At 54.1% G+C, this 18,917-nt stretch carries 16 protein-coding genes and 1 rRNA gene; 11 read left to right on the top strand and 6 right to left on the bottom strand.

Translation table 11 applies throughout. The annotated features are described in order from the left end of the window. Positions 1 to 261 precede the first annotated feature (261 nt). A 5S ribosomal RNA gene (rrf, locus tag ACCW71_RS15820) occupies positions 262 to 377 on the top strand. Positions 378 to 462: 85 nt separating this feature from the next. On the opposite strand, the gene mobB is transcribed toward rrf, so the two are convergent. Further along, the gene (gene mobB / locus ACCW71_RS15815; protein WP_436373013.1) at positions 463 to 969 is read right to left on the bottom strand and encodes a molybdopterin-guanine dinucleotide biosynthesis protein MobB; all 507 of its coding nucleotides are present in this window, start codon (positions 967 to 969) and stop codon (positions 463 to 465) included. A 1-nt stretch (position 970) separates the two neighbouring features. Further along, positions 971 to 1,537 carry a molybdenum cofactor guanylyltransferase MobA gene (gene mobA, locus ACCW71_RS15810; protein ID WP_436373010.1) on the bottom strand — a complete coding sequence of 189 codons (567 nt, stop codon included), beginning with the start codon at positions 1,535 to 1,537 and terminating at the stop codon, positions 971 to 973. Between the two features lie 47 nt (positions 1,538 to 1,584). Here mobA and ACCW71_RS15805 point away from each other — a divergent pair, with 47 nt between their 5' ends. From ACCW71_RS15805 to polA, 4 genes are all read left to right on the top strand, one after another. Beyond that, positions 1,585 to 1,860: a YihD family protein gene (locus ACCW71_RS15805; protein WP_436373021.1), complete on the top strand. Its 276-nt coding sequence runs from the start codon at positions 1,585 to 1,587 to the stop codon at positions 1,858 to 1,860. 45 nt (positions 1,861 to 1,905) lie between these two features. Then, positions 1,906 to 2,892: a serine/threonine protein kinase gene (locus ACCW71_RS15800; RefSeq protein ID WP_436373008.1), complete on the top strand. Its 987-nt coding sequence runs from the start codon at positions 1,906 to 1,908 to the stop codon at positions 2,890 to 2,892. A gap of 26 nt (positions 2,893 to 2,918) precedes the next feature. Beyond that, the gene (gene dsbA / locus ACCW71_RS15795; protein WP_436373005.1) at positions 2,919 to 3,548 is read left to right on the top strand and encodes a thiol:disulfide interchange protein DsbA; all 630 of its coding nucleotides are present in this window, start codon (positions 2,919 to 2,921) and stop codon (positions 3,546 to 3,548) included. A gap of 377 nt (positions 3,549 to 3,925) precedes the next feature. Beyond that, positions 3,926 to 6,712, top strand: a complete 2,787-nt coding sequence (polA, locus tag ACCW71_RS15790; protein WP_436373003.1) for a DNA polymerase I — start codon at positions 3,926 to 3,928, stop codon at positions 6,710 to 6,712. Between the two features lie 424 nt (positions 6,713 to 7,136). Here the strand turns inward: polA and yihA are convergent, their stop codons facing one another. Beyond that, on the bottom strand, positions 7,137 to 7,772 hold the full coding sequence (gene yihA / locus ACCW71_RS15785) for a ribosome biogenesis GTP-binding protein YihA/YsxC (protein ID WP_436373001.1): 636 nt from the start codon (positions 7,770 to 7,772) through the stop codon (positions 7,137 to 7,139). Between the two features lie 551 nt (positions 7,773 to 8,323). Here yihA and yihI point away from each other — a divergent pair. Together yihI and hemN are read left to right on the top strand one after the other, a co-directional pair. After that, a complete protein-coding gene (yihI, locus tag ACCW71_RS15780; RefSeq protein ID WP_436372999.1) occupies positions 8,324 to 8,848 on the top strand; it encodes a Der GTPase-activating protein YihI in 525 nt (174 codons plus the stop codon). Positions 8,849 to 9,081: 233 nt separating this feature from the next. Next, positions 9,082 to 10,455 carry an oxygen-independent coproporphyrinogen III oxidase gene (gene hemN, locus ACCW71_RS15775; RefSeq protein WP_436372996.1) on the top strand — a complete coding sequence of 458 codons (1,374 nt, stop codon included), beginning with the start codon at positions 9,082 to 9,084 and terminating at the stop codon, positions 10,453 to 10,455. A 41-nt stretch (positions 10,456 to 10,496) separates the two neighbouring features. On the opposite strand, the gene glnG is transcribed toward hemN, so the two are convergent. The 3 genes from glnG to glnA form a co-directional block, all read right to left on the bottom strand. Further along, positions 10,497 to 11,906 (bottom strand): nitrogen regulation protein NR(I), encoded by a 1,410-nt coding sequence (glnG, locus tag ACCW71_RS15770; RefSeq protein WP_279772258.1) that lies wholly within the window; start codon positions 11,904 to 11,906, stop codon positions 10,497 to 10,499. 7 nt (positions 11,907 to 11,913) lie between these two features. Further along, positions 11,914 to 12,963: a nitrogen regulation protein NR(II) gene (gene glnL / locus ACCW71_RS15765; protein ID WP_179899195.1), complete on the bottom strand. Its 1,050-nt coding sequence runs from the start codon at positions 12,961 to 12,963 to the stop codon at positions 11,914 to 11,916. Between the two features lie 139 nt (positions 12,964 to 13,102). Continuing rightward, positions 13,103 to 14,512, bottom strand: a complete 1,410-nt coding sequence (glnA, locus tag ACCW71_RS15760) for a glutamate--ammonia ligase (RefSeq protein ID WP_436372993.1) — start codon at positions 14,510 to 14,512, stop codon at positions 13,103 to 13,105. A gap of 437 nt (positions 14,513 to 14,949) precedes the next feature. Between glnA and typA the strand changes: the two genes are divergently transcribed. The 4 genes from typA (at position 14,950) to dtd (ending at position 18,885) form a co-directional block, all read left to right on the top strand. After that, entirely contained in the window at positions 14,950 to 16,773 is a 1,824-nt protein-coding gene (typA, locus tag ACCW71_RS15755) for a ribosome-dependent GTPase TypA (RefSeq protein WP_436372990.1), read from the top strand. Positions 16,774 to 16,981: 208 nt separating this feature from the next. Beyond that, on the top strand, positions 16,982 to 17,578 hold the full coding sequence (gene yihX, locus ACCW71_RS15750; protein ID WP_436372987.1) for a glucose-1-phosphatase: 597 nt from the start codon (positions 16,982 to 16,984) through the stop codon (positions 17,576 to 17,578). A 3-nt stretch (positions 17,579 to 17,581) separates the two neighbouring features. Next, positions 17,582 to 18,451 (top strand): virulence factor BrkB family protein, encoded by an 870-nt coding sequence (locus tag ACCW71_RS15745; protein ID WP_436372984.1) that lies wholly within the window; start codon positions 17,582 to 17,584, stop codon positions 18,449 to 18,451. Then, positions 18,448 to 18,885: a D-aminoacyl-tRNA deacylase gene (gene dtd, locus ACCW71_RS15740; protein ID WP_436372982.1), complete on the top strand. Its 438-nt coding sequence runs from the start codon at positions 18,448 to 18,450 to the stop codon at positions 18,883 to 18,885. Before ACCW71_RS15745 ends, dtd begins: the two co-directional genes overlap by 4 nt. The last annotated feature ends 32 nt before the right edge of the window (positions 18,886 to 18,917 follow it).

The following is an 18,917-nucleotide window of genomic DNA, read 5'->3' as shown; positions in this document are numbered from 1 at the left end:
GTAAGCGCAGCGATGCGTTGAGCTAACCGGTACTAATGACCCGTGAGGCTTAACCTTACAACGCCAGAGGCGTTTTTGAGAGACACGATTTTCAGCCTGTTCATAACGGATAACGAATAAGCGGAAACGAAAGATTTTGCGGCGTGACAAGGCGCAGAGCGAGGACATCGGCGGGAGCATACTGAAGTATGTGACCGGTGTGGCTGAGCGATGGCAACGCGGTCATGACGTAAAAGATTCGTTTCGTGCACAAAGAATTTGCCTGGCGGCTGTAGCGCGGTGGTCCCACCTGACCCCATGCCGAACTCAGAAGTGAAACGCCGTAGCGCCGATGGTAGTGTGGGGTCTCCCCATGCGAGAGTAGGGAACTGCCAGGCATTGTATAAGTGAAGAAGCCCCGCACGCGAGTGCGGGGCTTTTTTACGTCTGCCGATCGTGAAAAACTTAGCGGCTTTCCTCAACTCACTCTCTTTTCAGCCAGTCTGCTATAAATTCAGCAACGCTCTCCGGGCGATTAATATCCAGAAGCGGCACCTTCAGAGAGAGCGGCTGGTCGCTGGCGACGGCAATTGTCTGTTCATCAAGCAGCTCCTCAACCCCACCCTTGATCCCGGCACGCCATAAAACAATCTTAGGCACGGCCTCATTTTTAAAGCCCTCGACCAGTACCATCTCCAGCATAGAGGGATCCATCTGGTTTAACAGATAACGCAGATTGATCGGCTGCTCCTCTGGCGTTTCACACATCAATGCCCATCGTTTTGAACTGGCCACAATGACCTGGCTGGCACCCGCCTTTCTGAGCAGATAACTGTCTTTGCCTGGCGTATCCACATCCATCTGATGATGGGTATGCTTTATCAGCCCGGCACGAATGCCTTTACTGCTGAGGATCGGTATCACGCTCTGTAACAGCGTGGTTTTTCCGGTTCCGCTCCAGCCAACAATAGCGAGTAAGGGTAGTGACATATCAATCGATCTCCTGCAAATCGTCAGGCGTGTTTATATTCCGAAAAGCAGACTCATTATCCTCCAGCAACACCGCATGTCCTCCCTGATCACGCAGGAACTGCATCAGACGCCGCTCACCCGCCTGAAGGTACTTACCGAGTGGCGCAGCCATATCGCGGTGGATAAGCGCCAGAGTGGGGTGATCGCGGGTCTGAGAGCGCACCCATACGGCGGGCGCATCACCGCGTTGCTGCATCAGCTGTTCAACGAAGTTAAGCGGGATCCCGGGCGTGTCACAGGCGCTAAACACCGCCCATTCTCCCTCGATAGCGCCTAATGCACTGTAGATGCCGGCAAGAGGGCCTGGATAATCCGTAAGGCTATCCTGCACAACCCGACATCCGCTTAACTGATAGCGATCAATATTGCGATTGGCATTAATCATGACAATGTCAACTTGTGGCCTCAGCCGTTCAAGGACATGCTGATACAGAGGTTTGCCATTGAGCAGCACCAGACCTTTGTCCTGCCCACCCATACGGCGCCCCTGACCCCCGGCCAGAATCACGCCGGTTAAGATTGTCATGCTATTACCCTCGCTAAAGACCCACTGTGAAAACGGGAGAAACAGAAATGAAATGCCATCGTTTGAATGAGTTGATGGAGTTGCTACAACCCGCCTGGCAAAAAGAGCCTGACCTGAATCTGGTCACATTTTTGCAGAAACTGGCGCAGGAATCTGGTTTCCGTGGCCCGTTAAGTGAATTAACCGATGATGTATTAATTTACCATCTCAAAATGCGCGATTCAGCCAGCCACGATGAGATCCCCGGACTGAAAAAAGATTATGAAGTTGATTTCAAAACGGCCTTACTCCGCGCACGGGGTGTCATTAAAGAGGACGAGTAGTGTTATCCTTGGCGGCTCAATGCACGGATAACCACAGGTAAAACGATGAGCGACGCTGCTTTTAACTTCCAGACCTTAAATCCCGATGTGCTGCTTGATGCGCTCTGGGAGACAGGAATTCGCGTCGATTCTGGCCTGACCGCGCTGAATAGCTATGAGAACCGGGTTTATCAATTCAGCGATGATGATAAACGTCGCTATGTGGCGAAGTTTTATCGTCCACAACGCTGGCATGCCGGACAGATCGCTGAAGAACATCAGTATGCGTGCGATTTGCTGGCTGATGAAGTGCCTATCGCCGCGCCATTAGCGTTAAAAGGCGAGACACTCCACCGTCATGCCGGCTTCTTTTTTGCCGTTTTTCCCAGCCTGGGCGGACGGCAATATGAGACGGATAATGAAGATCAGATGGAGTGGGTCGGCCGCTTTCTGGGACGTATTCATCAGACCGGGCGCAAAACGCTGTTTAGCCAGCGGCCCACCATCGGTCTGGATGAGTATCTGCACCAGCCGCGTGAGGTACTGGAACAGTCGCTGTTAGTGCCTGCATCACTCAAAGCGGCACTGCTGAAGGCAATCGATAAGCTGGGAACGACGTTACAACAACAGTGGCACAGTGCGTGGCAGCCGCTACGATTACATGGCGATTGCCATCCGGGTAATATCCTGTGGCGTGACGGGCCGCTGTTTGTCGACCTGGATGACGCCCGTAACGGTCCGGCGGTACAGGATCTCTGGATGTTGATCAGCGGCGATCGGCAGGAGCAGCGTATTCAGTGGGATATTCTGCTGGAGGCTTACAGCGAATTCAGTGACTTCGATATTAATGAATTGTCACTGATTGAGCCTTTACGCGCGATGCGCATGGTTTATTATCTGGCCTGGGTGGTCCGACGCTGGCAGGATCCCGCTTTTCCGCGCGCTTTCCCCTGGATGACAGATGAAGATTTCTGGCGCAGGCAGATTTCGCTATTTACCGAGCAGGAGAAGCTGTTGCAGGAGCCCCCTCTACAGCTGACACCGCAATTTTAATGACGTAGTCAGGAGAATTTTTCACGATGAAAAAAGTTTGGTTTGCACTGATGGGTTTAGTGCTGGCATTCAGCGCGTCTGCTGCCCAGTTCACCGAAGGTAAACAGTATGTGAGTCTGCCGAAGCCGCTTGCAGGTGAACCTCAGGTCATGGAGTTTTTCTCCTTCTTTTGCCCGCACTGCTATCAGTTTGAACGTGTTTACCACGTTAATGAGGCGGTGAAAAAGAATCTGCCCGCTGACACCAAAATGGTGAAATACCACGTCGATTTCCTTGGCGGTGACATGGGACCAGTGGTGACTCAGGCCTGGTCGGTGGCGATGGCGTTAGGGGTTGAAGATAAGGTGACAGCGCCAATCTTTGATGGCATCCAGAAAACCCAGACCATTACCGATCCTACCAGCCTGAAAGAGACGTTCATCAAAGCCGCCGGTATCTCTGCCGCCGACTACGATGCAGCCTGGAACAGCTTTGCCGTCAAAGCGCTGGTTGCGCAGCAGCAGAAAGCCGCTGCCGATGTTGAACTGCGTGGCGTGCCAGCGATTTTCGTTAATGGCAAATATATGGTGAACAACGGCGGCCTGGATACCAGCTCTATGGATAATTTCGTCGCTGACTATGCGAACCTGGTAAAATTCCTGGTAAACCAGAAGTAATCAACACGCTATCCCGATTAAACGCCAGCGCTGCTGGCGTTTTTTTATGCTGTAAAACAGCGGCGCGATTTTTGTCCATCTCCAGGGCATAAATTTAATATCCACACAAGGGATCGCGTAACTGAAAATGGCGATCTGGTCACGGAAATTAAATAAGCCTCTAAAAAATATAGCGTTTATCTGGGGTTAAATTATTTAATTTCGGCAAAATCAGCGCGTTATAATTTTTACGCACAAAGTTATCCACAGAGCGATCGTTGCGATCCTCTGCGCAAAAGCGTTAAAAATGCCAGAGGCCCTACGCCTTATTTCACTATTTCTGCCAGGCTGTGGCATCCTTATAGACCAACCCATAGCAACGAAGACTACACAGACTTATGGCGCAAATAGCAGAAAATCCCCTGATTCTGGTTGATGGCTCATCCTATCTTTATCGTGCGTATCACGCATTTCCGCCGCTGACCAATAGTGCAGGTGAACCCACTGGCGCCATGTACGGCGTGCTCAACATGCTGAAAAGCCTGCTGGCGCAATACAACCCAAGTCACGTTGCTGTGGTGTTCGACGCCAAAGGTAAAACCTTCAGAGACGAACTGTTTGAGCATTACAAATCGCATCGACCACCGATGCCAGACGAACTGCGTGCGCAGATTGAGCCGCTGCATGAGATGGTGCGTGCGATGGGGCTGCCTTTACTGGCGGTAAGTGGCGTCGAGGCGGATGATGTGATCGGGACGCTGGCGCTGGAAGCTGAGAAAAAGGGTATCCCGGTGCTGATCAGCACCGGTGATAAAGATATGGCGCAGCTGGTCACCCCCGCCATCACGCTGATCAACACCATGAACAACACCATTCTGGGGCCGGAAGAGGTTGAACAGAAGTATGGTGTACCGCCAGCATTGATTATCGACTTCCTCGCCATGATGGGTGACAGCTCGGATAACATCCCTGGCGTGCCGGGCGTGGGTGAGAAAACCGCGCAGGCGCTGTTGCAGGGGCTGGGCAGCATGCAGACCATCTATGAAAATCTCGACAAAGTCGCCGATCTCTCATTTCGCGGTGCCAAAACAATGGCGACCAAACTTGAGCAGAACCGCGACGTGGCGTTTCTCTCTTATCAGCTGGCGACCATCAAGACCGATGTTGAGCTGGCGCTGACCTATGAAGAGCTTACGGTCAATGAACCCGATGTGACCGCCTTGCAGAACCTGTTCAGCCGTTATGAGTTCAAACGCTGGCTGAATGATTTGCAGGAAGGTAAATGGCTACAGGGTAAAAAGAGCAGCTCTCAGGCGCAAAAAGCGCCGCTGGATGAGTCCGCTCCGGCGGTGGAAACCAGCAGTGTTTTATCGAGTGAGGGTTATGTCACCATTCTGGATCAGGATCTCTTTGAGAGCTGGCTGGCGAAGCTGAAAAGCTGCGAGGTGTTTGCTTTTGATCTGGAGACGGATTCACTCGATACCCTGAGTGCCAACATTGTCGGCATCAGCTTCGCGGTAGCACCCGGTGAAGCCGCCTATCTGCCGGTGGCCCATGACTATCTCGACGCCCCAGAGCAACTCGACCGCGCGACCGTTCTGGCACAGCTGAAACCCTTGCTGGAAGATGACAGCGCCTGGAAAGTGGGCCAGAACCTGAAATACGATCGCGGCGTGCTGAAGAACTACGACATCGAGCTGGCCGGTATTAAATTCGACACCATGCTGGAGTCCTACATCCTCAACAGCGTGGTGGGTAAACATGATATGGACAGCCTGGCGGCCCGCTGGCTGAACCATAAAACCGTCACCTTCCAGGAGATCGCCGGGAAAGGCAAAAATCAGCTGACGTTCAACCAGATCGCGCTGGAGCAGGCGTCACATTACGCCGCTGAAGATGCAGACGTCACCCTGCAACTGCACCTGAAAATGTGGCCAGAGCTGGAAAAAGAGGCGGGCCCGAAAAAAGTCTTTGAGCAGATTGAGATGCCGCTGCTGACCGTGATCTCGCGGATAGAGCGTAATGGCGTATTGATCGATCAATCGATTCTGGCGCAGCACTCGAAAGAGCTGACTGCCCGGCTGGCTGAGCTGGAGCTGAAAGCGCATGAGCTGGCGGGCGAACCCTTTAACCTCTCCTCCACCAAACAGCTTCAGGTGATCCTGTTTGAAAAACAGGGCATCAAACCGACGAAGAAAACCCCGGGCGGTGCGCCTTCCACCAGTGAAGAGGTATTAGCGGAGCTGGCGCTCGACTACCCGCTGCCAAAAGTGATTCTGGAGCATCGCGGCTTATCCAAACTCAAGTCTACCTATACGGATAAGCTGCCGCTGATGATCAACCCGGTGAGCGGTCGGGTGCACACTTCCTATCATCAGGCGGTCACCGCAACCGGGCGACTCTCCTCGACCGATCCGAATCTGCAAAACATCCCGGTGCGTAATGACGAAGGACGCCGTATCCGGCAGGCGTTTGTCGCGGCCAAAGGACATCGCATCGTCGCGGCAGACTATTCACAGATTGAGCTGCGAATTATGGCGCACCTCTCGCAGGACAAAGGTCTGCTGGATGCGTTCGCCCAGGGCGAGGATATTCACCGCGCCACGGCGTCCGAGGTGTTTGGCGTGGCGCTGGACAGGGTCAGCGGCGAGCAGCGCCGCAGCGCTAAAGCGATTAACTTTGGTCTGATCTATGGCATGAGCGCGTTTGGCCTGTCACGTCAGCTGAATATCGGTGCGGGCGAAGCGAAAAAGTATATGGACCTCTACTTTGAACGCTATCCGGGCGTACTGCGCTATATGGAGAATACGCGCCAGCTGGCCGCCGATAAGGGCTATGTGGAGACGCTGGAAGGCCGCCGGTTATGGCTGCCTGATATTAAATCAGCCAATGCGATCCGTCGCAAAGCCGCAGAGCGGGCGGCAATCAATGCCCCGATGCAGGGAACGGCTGCGGATATTATCAAACGGGCGATGATCGCGGTTGATAGCTGGCTTGAGCAGCAGGATGACAGCGCAGTCAGAATGATCATGCAGGTTCACGATGAACTGGTGTTCGAAGTGAAAACTGACGCTGTTGAAGCAGCCAGCCAGAAAATTCGCGCCCTGATGGAAAACAGCGTACAGCTCGATGTGCCGTTGCTGGTTGAAGTGGGTGTCGGTGATAACTGGGATGAAGCGCACTGATAGTTCGCCGCGGGCCGGTTCTGTTGAGTTGCTGAGTGGAACCGGTCTGAAAGCGCTATAAGAAAATCGTTTAGTTAACCGGTTCAGCCCGGCCTGATGTCACGCTGACAGTATGGCCTTTTCTAACTGCTTATCGCTTAAACATTTTTTACGTCATTAAACTACATTGCAGCGCTATTTTTGTGACGTGCATTGTAAAAAAAGGACTATATGCTGTAAGTAAGCAACAAAAAAGCCTTTGTCACTCACAAAAAATCAGGTAAAGTTCGTCGCGTAGGGTACAGAGGTAAGATGTTCTATCTTTCAGACCTTTTACTTCACGTAATCGGATTTGGCTGAATTTAGCCGCCCCAGTCATTCTGTGACTGGGGCGTTTTTTATTGGGCTTTTTGTTCCGTTGGCAGATCAGGCGCGTGGCCGCCACTCACTCTTCAGTTGGCTGATCGTCCTGAGCGGGTTCAAGCGTGTTAAACCAGCTATCAAGCTTCTGACGAACCTTATCCACACCGGTTTTCTTCAGTGATGAAAAGAGTTCTACCTGAACATCGCCGGCAAAATCGAGTGAGGCTTCGCGCACTGCGTTGAGCTGCGCTTTGCGGGCGCCTGACGCGAGTTTATCTGCTTTGGTGAGCAGCAGCAGCACCGGGATCTGACTTTCAACCGCCCACTGCACCATCTGCCGATCAAGCTCTTTCAGCGGATGACGAATATCCATTAACACCACCAGCCCTTTCAGCGCCTGACGTTTTTGCAGGTATTCACCTAACGCGCGCTGCCACTTCAGCTTCATCTCTTCCGGCACTTCCGCATAGCCGTAGCCGGGCAGGTCGACCAGGCGCTTACCTTCTTTAACTTCAAACAGGTTAATCAGCTGCGTACGTCCAGGCGTTTTACTGGTACGCGCCAGACCTTTCTGATTGGTCAGTGTGTTCAGCGCACTTGATTTTCCGGCGTTCGAGCGACCGGCGAAGGCCACCTCAATACCGGTGTCGGCAGGAAGATGGCGGATGTCCGGTGCGCTCAGAACAAAGCGGGTAACGTGATAATTCAATTCAGACAAGGTGACACTCCAGAAAACGCATTAAGGCAATGGCGCCGATTATACCCGTTATGGCGCGAAAGTGCTCAACCCTCTCCTGGCAGGGAGTGGTGTAAGAGATTTGCCATTAACGCTGGTGGTTATATCGCTTTTTATCATAATAATTAAAAATAAAAATTTATTTAATTCATTGGGTTATAAATTAACGTTCTTTTTTTGTACTAACTCATTCTGACTCTGGCTTGAGGCTTTTACCAGTTGGTCTACATTAATGTGCAGTGCATGGCAGCACCCATCAGGAAGATGCGCTCAGGGATGTCAGGATGACAAAGAGCGAGGGAAGGGAAGAGGTCACGGATAGCGGACCAGACAGGGATAAGGAATAGCTCAGGAGTTGAGCAGGCGCGGGATTGACCGGGATGTTACGAGCCGAAAAGGATTTAAAACATGATTCCTTCGTATGAAGGTATGAAATAAGGCGACAGCTTGAGCTGTCGCCTTTTTTCTTTGTCTGGTTTCTGCTAGATTTCGCCGCAATTCTATACTGAATAAAAAAGCCGGGACCCAACACTATGAAGCAACCTGCACGAGCTGCTCACGGCAAACCTGCCGTCAAAGCTAAACGCAAATCGCGTGACGAAATTAATAATGAAGCGCGCGATCGCAAACGCGATAAAAAGCATCGCGGACACGCCTCTGGCAGCCGTGCCAATCCGGTCGCTTCAGAGAGCAGTGGCGGGCGTCAGGCGAACAGCGTGAAAGATCCCCGCATCGGCAGCAAGAAACCGGTAGCGCTGATTGCTGATGGAAAGACCACCTCCGCCAGAGTGAAGACGGGCGCGGAAAAACCTGCGGCGCCGAAGAAAGTGCGTCTGACACCGGAAGAAGAGCTGGCGAAGCTGGAAAATGACGAACGGCTGGATGCGTTGCTGGATCGGCTGGAAAATGGCGAAACCCTCTCTGCGGAAGATCAGGGCTGGCTGGACGCTTCGCTGGACCGTATCGATGAACTGATGGAACAGTTAGGCATTGTGATGGACGATGCCGAGGATGAGCAGGCGGAAGAAGATATGTATCGTCTGCTGAAAGGCAATTAAGCAAATTTGATCGGCATGTGGTTCTCACATGCCGTGCTTTTCAGGTAAACAACAATGTTTTGGCCTGGATCAATTTTCGCGCTGCTGGCGACATGTTATCTACTGTGGTTATTGTTTAAACTACAGCGCCTGTCGCGGCTGAAGCAACGTTTACGTCGGGTCTCTTCCCGCTCACCTTTCATCCCTTCTTCTTCGCGACCTTCTCTCAGACGACGTCACCGGAAGGAGTGAGCATGCCATCGCAGCAGATTGAGTGGGACCAGGCGTTGATTGAAAAGTACAATTACGCCGGCCCGCGTTACACCTCTTATCCCACCGCGCTGGAGTTCAGCGAGCAGTATACTGAAAGCGATTTTCAGCGCGCCGTGGCGAAATATCCCGATCGCCCGCTGTCGCTCTACGTTCATATTCCCTTCTGCCATCGTCTCTGCTACTTCTGCGGCTGCAATAAGATCGTTACGCGCCAGCGCCACAAAGCTGACCGCTATCTGGATGTGCTTGAGCAGGAGATTATTCAGCGCGCGCCGCTGTTTCGTCAGCGTCAGGTGACGCAGCTGCACTGGGGCGGCGGCACGCCGACCTTTCTCGACAATGCGCAGATTTCGCGGCTGGTAGGTTTGCTGAAGCAGCACTTCAGCGTGGCGGATGATGCTGAAATGTCGATCGAAGTCGATCCCCGCGAAATTGAGCTGGAGGTTATCGATCACCTGCGATCGCTGGGATTTAATCGTCTGAGCATGGGCGTGCAGGACTTCAACAAATCGGTGCAGGAACGGGTCAACCGGGTGCAGGATGAAGAGGTGATCTTCGGCCTGATGGCGCGTGCCCGCGAGCAGGGCTTTAGCTCAACCAGCATTGACCTGATTTATGGTTTGCCGCTGCAAACGCCAGAGAGCTTCGCCTGGACGCTGGAGCGGGTGCTGGCGCTGAACCCCGATCGCCTTAGCGTATTCAACTATGCCCATCTGCCCGCGCTGTTCGCGGCACAGCGCAAAATCAAAGAGGAGGAGCTGCCCTCGGCTCAGCAAAAGCTCGATATTCTGCATCAGAGCATCACCACGCTGACCCGACAGGGGTATCAGTTCATTGGCATGGATCACTTTGCGAAGCCGCAGGATGAGCTGGCCATTGCGCAGCGTGCAGGCCAGCTGCATCGCAACTTCCAGGGATATACCACGCAGGGCGACAGCGATTTACTGGGGCTGGGCGTCTCGGCCATCAGCATGATTGGCGACAGCTATGCGCAGAACCAGAAGGACCTGAATACCTGGTACAATTGTGTGGAACAGCAGGGAAATGGTCTGTGGCGCGGCATTGCCTTAACCGACGATGATTGTCTGCGTCGTGACGTGATAAAAACGCTGATTTGTAACTTCTCGCTCGATTTTGCCGCGACAGAAGCGCAATGGGGGATTTGCTTCAGCGACTATTTCGCTGAGGACCTGGCGCTGCTGAAACCGCTAATCGCCGACGGGCTGGTGGTACAAACGGCTAGCGGGCTGGAGGTAACGGGAACAGGCCGATTACTGATCCGCAATATCTGCATGTGCTTTGATCGCTATCTGCGCCAGAAAGCGCGTCAGCAGCAGTTCTCCCGCGTTATCTGAATAAACGGGCTGGCAGCTTACGCCAGCCCGTACTGAACGGCTTACTCCATGCCAAGCTCTTTCAGTTTGCGCGTCAGGGTATTCCGTCCCCAGCCCAGCAAACGCGCTGCTTCCTGTTTGTGGCCTTGCGTATGACGCAGCGCAGTGGTGAGCAGCGTACGCTCCATCTCCGGCTGAGCTTCCGACAGCAGATTCTGATGACCGGAACGCAGTGCGCGGTCAGCCCACTGCGCCAGCAGCGTCGCCCAGCTGTCAGGCAGCGACTGCACCGGGCTTTCCGGGGTGCTGGACTCAAACAGCTCACCGGGCAGATCCTGAATCAGCACTTCCTGACCGGCAGCCATCACCGTCAGCCAGCGACAGGTGTTCTCCAGCTGACGCACGTTACCGGACCAGTGCAGGCGGGTTAACGCCGTTTCCGTTTCAGGGTGCAGAATCTTCGCCTCTACGCCCAGTTCACGGGCTGCCACTTGCAGGAAGTAACGCGCCAGACGCGGTATATCCTCACGACGCTCACGCAGCGGCGGCAGATGCACGCGGATCACATTCAGGCGGTGAAACAGATCCTCGCGGAACTTGCCCTCCTGCACCCGCAGTTCCAGATTCTGGTGGGTGGCGGCGATAATCCGCACATCCACTTTCACCGGGGCATAGCCACCGACGCGATAAAACTGACCATCCGCCAGCACACGTAGCAGGCGGGTCTGGACATCCAGCGGCATGTCGCCGATCTCATCCAGGAACAGCGTGCCGCCGTCCGCCTGCTCAAAGCGGCCCTGACGGATCTGGTTCGCGCCGGTAAACGCCCCTTTCTCATGACCAAACAGCTCGGACTCAATCAGGTCTTTGGGGATCGCGGCCATATTCAGCGCGATAAAAGGCGCTTTGGTGCGCGGGCTGTGGCGATGCAGTGCATGAGCCACCAGCTCTTTACCGGTACCGGACTCGCCGTTGATCAGCACGCTGATTGAGGAGCGCGATAACCGTCCGATAATACGGAACACATCCTGCATCGCCGGCGCTTCGCCGATAATATCGGTGGTCGGCCCGCTGACCGGTTGATTACGCGGCTGCTGCTGCTCCTGATAGTGGCTGATTGCGCGTTCCACCAGCGCCACCGCCTCATCAATATCGAACGGCTTCGGCAGGTAGTCGAATGCGCCCTGCTGGTAAGCACTGACGGCCGCATCCAGATCGGAATGCGCCGTCATTATGATGACCGGGAGCATCGGGTGGCGTTGTTTAATCTGTTTCAGCAGCGCCAGACCGTCCATACCGGGCATGCGAATATCTGACAGTAAAACGTCCGGGGTTTTGGTTGAGAGGGCATCCAGCACCTCGCTTGCGCTGTCGAAAGTCGCGCAGCTTAAACCGGCTCCAGTGAGCGCGCGTTCAAGCACCCAGCGGATGGAGCTATCGTCATCGACGATCCAGACTATCCCTCGTTGCATAGAAACCTCACTGGCGAATAGGCAGGTAGACCGAGAATTCGGTATGTCCTGGCCAACTGTTAAATTCTATTTTTCCTGAATGTTGATCAATCAGGCTACGGGCGATGGAGAGACCCAGTCCGGTACCGCCTTCCCGTCCACTCACCATCGGATAGAACAGCGTATCCTGGAGCTGGGCCGGAATGCCGGGGCCATCATCTTCAATATCAATGCGCGCCACCAGACGATAACGGGTGCCGTGCAGCGTCAGCTGGAAAGCCGTACGGGTGCGGATAATAATGGTGCCGCCGTCGTCGCCCAGCGCCTGAAGCGCATTGCGTACCACATTAAGCAGCACCTGTTCGATCTGATCGGGGTCGTGCGGCAGCTCCGGCAGGCTGGGATCGTAATCCCGCACCAGCGAGACGTTGTCCGGCAGTTCCATCGACACCAGATTGACGACGCGCTCAGCCACCTGATGGATGCTCTGGGTAATATGCATACCCGGCTGCTGCGGTCCTAACAGGCGATCGACCAGATTCCGCAACCGGTCGGCCTGTTCGATAATCACTTTGGTATATTCGTTCAGCGAGGGATCGGGCAGAGCGCGTGACAACAGTTGAGCCGCGCCGCGCAATCCTCCCAGCGGATTTTTAATCTCATGGGCCAGACCGCGCACCAAATCGCGGGCCGCCACCTGCTGGGCGTGCTGTAACTGCTCCTGACTGAGCCGACGCTGATTATCCATCGGCGCCATCTCCATCAGGATCAAGCCATCGGGTAAGCGCTGGGCGGTCAGCGACATGATGTGCGCGCGACCATCGACCACCAGCGTCACCTCACTGTCGGTAAACCCCTGGCCAGCCTCAAGACTCTCGCGCATCACCTCGATATTCAGCGAAAAGTAGCCGGTTAATTCCGGTAACGGCGTGCCGAACAGTTTGCGTGAACTTTGCGCCAGTAATTGCTGCGCCGCCGGGTTGGCGTAGTGAATAACCAGGTCGTTATCCACCAACAAAATACTGTTGATTAAAGCGTTGAGAATCTGCCCTGCGTCGGGCAGAGAGCCAGTTGCCATACCACGTTCCTCTGCACTAAAAACGTGCATTTTAGTCTTTAAGCCGGAAAGAGGGCGAATGAACGGTGAATTCGCGGAGAAAAAAGCCCATCCGAAGATGGGCTGAAAGTTTCCACGGCAACAAAAAACGTCTGACCAATTAAACGCTGTAGTAAAGCTCGAACTCAACCGGATGTGGCGTCATGCGAACGCGGTCCAGTTCTGATTTACGCAGTTCAATGTAAGCATCGATGGTTTCGTCGGTGAATACGCCGCCACGGGTCAGGAACTCGCGGTCTTCGTTCAGGGCATTCAGCGCTTCTTCCAGCGAACCGGCAACTTTTGGAATCTCAGCTTCTTCTTCCGGTGGCAGGTCATACAGGTTCTTATCCATCGCATCGCCAGGATGGATTTTGTTGATGATGCCATCCAGGCCAGCCATCAGCAGGGCGGTGAACGCCAGGTATGGGTTAGCCGCTGGGTCCGGGAAGCGCGCTTCGATACGACGGGCTTTCGGGCTGGCAACAACCGGAATACGGATTGAGGCTGAACGGTTACGGGCAGAATAAGCCAGCATAACCGGTGCTTCATAACCCGGAACCAGACGCTTGTAGGAGTTGGTGGTCGGGTTCGCCAGGGCGTTGATCGCTTTGGCGTGCTTGATGATACCGCCGATGTAGAACAGCGCCATTTCAGACAGGCCGCCATACTTATCACCGGAGAAGAGGTTCTGGCCACCTTTAGAGAGTGACATATGGCAGTGCATGCCTGAACCGTTGTCGCCAAACATTGGCTTCGGCATAAAGGTCGCGGTTTTGCCGTAAGCGTGCGCGACGTTGTGCACCACATATTTGTAGATCTGAATTTCGTCCGCTTTTTTGGTCATGGTGTTGAAGCGGGTAGCCACTTCGTTCTGACCAGCCGTTGCCACTTCGTGGTGATGCGCTTCAACCACCAGGCCCATCTGCTCCATCGTCAGACACATGGCAGAACGGATGTCCTGTGATGAGTCAACCGGTGGAACCGGGAAGTAGCCGCCTTTCAGACCTGGACGGTGACCTTTGTTACCGCCTTCGTACTCTTTACCGGTGTTCCACGCCGCTTCAATATCGTCGATAGCTACGTGTGAACCTGAGGTCGATGAACCGAAACGGATGTCATCGAACAGGAAGAATTCTGGCTCTGGTCCAAACAGCACAGTATCGGCGATGCCAGACGAGCGCAGGAAATCTTCAGCGCGCTTGGCGATAGAGCGTGGATCGCGGTCGTAGCCCTGCATGGTGCCTGGCTCGAGAATGTCACAACGGATGATCAGCGTTGAATCTTCGAAGAAAGGGTCCATGACCGCCGTGGTGGCGTCAGGCATCAGCACCATGTCTGATTCGTTGATGCCTTTCCAGCCGCCGATAGACGAACCATCGAACATTTTGCCTTCTTCGAAGAAGTCAGCGTTAACCTGGTGAGCAGGGATAGTAACGTGCTGTTCTTTACCTTTGGTATCGGTAAAACGCAGGTCAACAAACTTAACTTCATGCTCGTTCATCATCGAGAGAACGTGTTCAGCGGACATACTCAACTCTCCTGGAAATGGTCATACATTATCTACATGGTGAGGAAACGTCGTTGCCCGCAACAGGTCACGGGAAACATGTCCTGACCAGCCTGTTGCGGCACGCTCTTCAACCGTCATCTGACTGGCATTTGCGCTTGTAAAAGATAAAGCGAATTCTGTGCCAACTTTTTTGATGGTGCTTAAATCGCCTTGTGGTGCACCTTTTTGTCATAACGGCGCTGCACCACGATAGCTTTTCTGCACCTTATTGGTGCTTTATCCGCTCCGCGCAGCACTATTTTGGTGCATAAGACCAACTTAGTGCATTTTCTGCACCGGGAACAGCGCGAATTTGCGCCAATGCAATAAACTTTCAGTGAAAAGTGTGATCGTGTTCAGTCTTCCGCTTAATCCGTGTACAATAGCGCGCTATTTCTAATGCCTGAGGCAAAGCTGTGATCGAAAATTTGCGTAACATCGCCATCATCGCGCACGTTGACCATGGAAAGACCACCCTGGTTGACAAACTGCTGCAACAATCCGGTACCTTTGATGCCCGTACCGAAGCAACCGAGCGCGTGATGGACTCCAATGATTTGGAGAAAGAGCGTGGGATTACCATCCTCGCAAAAAACACCGCCATTAAGTGGAATGACTACCGTATCAACATCGTTGATACCCCGGGACACGCCGACTTCGGTGGTGAAGTTGAGCGCGTCATGTCCATGGTGGATTCGGTGCTGCTGGTTGTAGATGCGATGGATGGCCCTATGCCGCAAACCCGCTTCGTGACCAAAAAAGCGTTCGCGCATGGTCTGAAGCCGATTGTGGTTATCAACAAAGTAGACCGCCCTGGCGCGCGTCCGGATTGGGTTGTAGATCAGGTATTTGACCTGTTCGTTAACCTGGATGCCACCGACGAACAGCTCGACTTCCCTATCATTTTCGCCTCTGCGCTGAATGGTATCGCGGGTCTTGAGCACACCGACATGGCTGACGATATGACCCCGCTCTATCAGGCTATCGTTGACCACGTTTCACCGCCAAAGGTTGAAGTTGACGCGCCGTTGCAGATGCAGATCTCTCAGCTGGACTACAACAACTACCTGGGCGTGATCGGTATCGGCCGCATCAAACGCGGTAAAGTGAAGCCTAACCAGCAGGTTACTATTGTTGATAGCGAAGGCAAAACCCGTAACGGTAAAGTCGGTAAAGTCCTGACTCACCTGGGTCTTGAGCGTATCGACAGCGACCTGGCAGAAGCGGGCGATATTATCGCGATTACCGGTCTGGGCGAGCTGAACATCTCTGACACCATCTGTGATCCACAGAACGTGCAGGCGCTGCCAGCACTGAGCGTCGATGAGCCAACCGTTACCATGTTCTTTAACGTCAACACCTCACCGTTCTGCGGTAAAGAAGGTAAGTACGTGACTTCACGTCAGATCCTTGAGCGTCTGAATAAAGAACTGGTTCACAACGTGGCCCTGCGTGTTGAAGAAACCGAAGATGCTGATGCGTTCCGCGTATCAGGTCGTGGTGAACTGCACCTCTCTGTTCTGATCGAAAACATGCGTCGTGAAGGTTTCGAACTGGCGGTTTCCCGTCCGAAAGTTATCTTCCGCGAAATCGATGGCCGTAAGCAGGAGCCATTCGAGAACGTTACGCTGGATATTGAAGAGAACAACCAGGGTTCAGTCATGCAGGCCATGGGTGAGCGTAAGGGCGATCTGAAAAACATGGATCCAGATGGCAAAGGCCGCGTACGTCTCGACTACGTGATCCCAAGCCGTGGCCTGATCGGCTTCCGTAACGAATTCATGACCATGACTTCCGGTACCGGTCTGCTTTACTCCACCTTCAGCCACTACGACGACATTCGTCCGGGCGATGTGGGCCAGCGTCAGAACGGCGTACTGATCTCCAACGGTCAGGGTAAAGCGGTTGCGTTTGCACTGTTCAGCCTTCAGGACCGCGGTAAGCTGTTCCTGGGTCACGGTGCAGAAGTCTATGAAGGCCAGATCATCGGTATTCACAGCCGTTCTAACGACCTGACCGTTAACTGTCTGACCGGTAAAAAACTGACCAACATGCGTGCTTCAGGTACTGATGAAGCCACGACGCTGGTTCCGCCAATCAAGATGACCCTTGAGCAGGCGATCGAGTTTATCGATGATGATGAACTGGTTGAAGTAACACCACAGTCAGTGCGTATCCGTAAACGCCACCTGACTGAAAACGACCGTAAACGTGCTTCACGTGGTCCTAAAGACGCTTAATCGCGCCTTTAAATGAGAAAAAGCCCCGCCTGCGGGGCTTTTTTTTTGCCTGCAATTAGAGTCGCCCGCATCGGGCCAGCGGTTATCAGGGCAATAAGCTTCACTTTTTACCCTCTGGCTACCGTTTGCGCTTTTCTCGCCCGCGTTGTCTGTTCAGTCTGCACTTTTGCCGCTAGAGTGAATACTCCAAGAGGGAAGGAGGCGCACCATGCTGTATATCTTTGATTTAGGCAATGTGATTATCGATATCGACTTTAACCGCGTACTGGGCGTCTGGAGTGACCTGAGTCGTGTGCCGCTGGCCTCGCTGCAAAGCCAGTTCCAGATGGATGAGGCGTTTGAACAGCATGAACGTGGCGAGATCAGCGATGAAGCGTTCGCGCTGGCGCTGTGTGAAAAGCTGGAAATCGCCCTGAGCTATGAGCAGTTTACGGCGGGATGGCAGGCGGTATTTGTTGATGTGCGCCCGGAAACGCTGGCGCTGATGAACCGGTTACGGCTGGAAGGGCACCGTGTGGTGATCCTCTCCAATACCAACAAGCTGCATTGCGCCTTCTGGCCAACGCAGTACCCGGAGGTGCAGCAGGCGGCAGATAAGATCTATCTTTCGCAGGATCTCGGGATGCGTAAACCGGAAGCCCGTATCTATCAGCATGTGCTGGAAGCTGAAGGCGTCACGGCCGATCAGGCGGTGTTTTTTGACGATAATCCGCAGAATATCGAGGCGGCGCGTGCGCTCGGCATTAAAAGCGTGCTGGTCACGGATAACAAAACCGTACCTGACTGGTTTGCAGGTCAGCAGTAACTCATGATGTCACGTAACTTTCGTCCCGGCCTGCATGCGTTCTGGCTGTGGCTCAAACTGTTATGGAAACGCATCGATGAGGATGGCATGACGACCCAGGCCGGTAATCTGGCTTATGTCTCCCTGCTGGCGCTGGTGCCGCTGATTGCGGTGGTGTTTGCCCTGTTTGCGGCGTTTCCGGTGTTTTCAGATATTAGCGTGCAGTTAAAGCACTTTGTCTTTACCAACCTGATGCCCGCCGCCGGCAATACGCTGCAACGCTACCTTGAGCAGTTTGTCGCTAACGTCAACCGGATGACCGCGGTCGGCGCGGTCGGGCTGATCGTCACCGCCCTGCTGCTGATGCATTCGGTCGATACCGCGCTGAACACCATCTGGCGCAGCAACAAAAAGCGGCCGCTGGTCTACTCCTTCGCGGTTTACTGGATGATCCTGACGCTGGGACCGCTACTGGCGGGTGCCAGCCTGGCCATCAGCTCCTATCTGCTGTCGCTGCGCTGGATTAACGCCACCGGCGTCACCAGCCTGGTCGATCAGATGCTGCGCATCTTCCCGCTGCTGCTCTCCTGGTTTGCCTTCTGGCTGCTCTACAGTATTGTTCCCACCCAGCGGGTGCCGCCGCGCGATGCGCTGATTGGGGCGCTGGTGGCCGGGGCGCTGTTTGAGCTGGGTAAAAAGGGCTTTGCGCTCTATGTTACGATGTTCCCTTCTTATCAGTTGATCTACGGCGTACTGGCCGTGATCCCCATTCTGTTTCTCTGGGTCTACTGGACCTGGTGTATTGTGTTGTTAGGCGCTGAAATTACCGTCGCGTTAGACGACTATCGGCAGCTCAAGCAGCAGCACAGAGAAGAACAACGCGAGGAAACATGATTGCATTGATTCAGCGCGTGCAGCGCGCCAGCGTCAGCGTCGATCAGCAGGTAACCGGTGAAATCGGCGCTGGCTTACTGGTTTTACTGGGGGTGGAAAAGGGCGATGACGCACAACGTGCGGAACGCCTCGCAGAACGGGTGCTGGGGTATCGCATCTTTAGTGATGAGCAGGGCAAAATGAACCTGAGCGTCCGGCAGGCTGGCGGCAGCGTGCTGGTGGTTTCGCAGTTTACGCTGGCGGCGGACACCCAAAAGGGAATGCGCCCCTCATTTTCCGGTGGCGCAGAGCCCGCTGAGGCGGAACGGCTGTATGACTATTTCAGCGACTGCTGTCGGCGGCAGGGAATAACCACGGCCAATGGCCGTTTTGCGGCGGATATGCAGGTTTCGCTGGTGAATGATGGTCCTGTGACCTTCTGGTTGCAGGTGTGAGATCGCAAGCGGAGCGGCAGGGAACTGGCCAC

It is taken from the genome of Pantoea sp. C2G6 (genome assembly GCF_051336815.1).
In the GTDB taxonomy this organism is placed as follows: Bacteria; Pseudomonadota; Gammaproteobacteria; order Enterobacterales; family Enterobacteriaceae; genus Pantoea.
The sequence above is the reverse complement of the archived record's forward strand: the minus strand, read 5'-3'. Positions and strand labels throughout refer to the sequence as shown.

What these genes read in the sequence shown, in the direction of transcription:
- mobB (WP_436373013.1), bottom strand. Translation starts at nt 969, where the DNA reads ATGTCACTACCCTTACTCGCTATTGTTGGCTGGAGCGGAACCGGAAAA.
- mobA (WP_436373010.1), bottom strand. Translation starts at nt 1,537, where the DNA reads ATGACAATCTTAACCGGCGTGATTCTGGCCGGGGGTCAGGGGCGCCGT.
- ACCW71_RS15805 (WP_436373021.1), top strand. Translation starts at nt 1,585, where the DNA reads ATGAAATGCCATCGTTTGAATGAGTTGATGGAGTTGCTACAACCCGCC.
- ACCW71_RS15800 (WP_436373008.1), top strand. Translation starts at nt 1,906, where the DNA reads ATGAGCGACGCTGCTTTTAACTTCCAGACCTTAAATCCCGATGTGCTG.
- dsbA (WP_436373005.1), top strand. Translation starts at nt 2,919, where the DNA reads ATGAAAAAAGTTTGGTTTGCACTGATGGGTTTAGTGCTGGCATTCAGC.
- polA (WP_436373003.1), top strand. Translation starts at nt 3,926, where the DNA reads ATGGCGCAAATAGCAGAAAATCCCCTGATTCTGGTTGATGGCTCATCC.
- yihI (WP_436372999.1), top strand. Translation starts at nt 8,324, where the DNA reads ATGAAGCAACCTGCACGAGCTGCTCACGGCAAACCTGCCGTCAAAGCT.
- hemN (WP_436372996.1), top strand. Translation starts at nt 9,082, where the DNA reads ATGCCATCGCAGCAGATTGAGTGGGACCAGGCGTTGATTGAAAAGTAC.
- glnG (WP_279772258.1), bottom strand. Translation starts at nt 11,906, where the DNA reads ATGCAACGAGGGATAGTCTGGATCGTCGATGACGATAGCTCCATCCGC.
- glnL (WP_179899195.1), bottom strand. Translation starts at nt 12,963, where the DNA reads ATGGCAACTGGCTCTCTGCCCGACGCAGGGCAGATTCTCAACGCTTTA.
- glnA (WP_436372993.1), bottom strand. Translation starts at nt 14,512, where the DNA reads ATGTCCGCTGAACACGTTCTCTCGATGATGAACGAGCATGAAGTTAAG.
- yihX (WP_436372987.1), top strand. Translation starts at nt 16,982, where the DNA reads ATGCTGTATATCTTTGATTTAGGCAATGTGATTATCGATATCGACTTT.
- ACCW71_RS15745 (WP_436372984.1), top strand. Translation starts at nt 17,582, where the DNA reads ATGATGTCACGTAACTTTCGTCCCGGCCTGCATGCGTTCTGGCTGTGG.
- dtd (WP_436372982.1), top strand. Translation starts at nt 18,448, where the DNA reads ATGATTGCATTGATTCAGCGCGTGCAGCGCGCCAGCGTCAGCGTCGAT.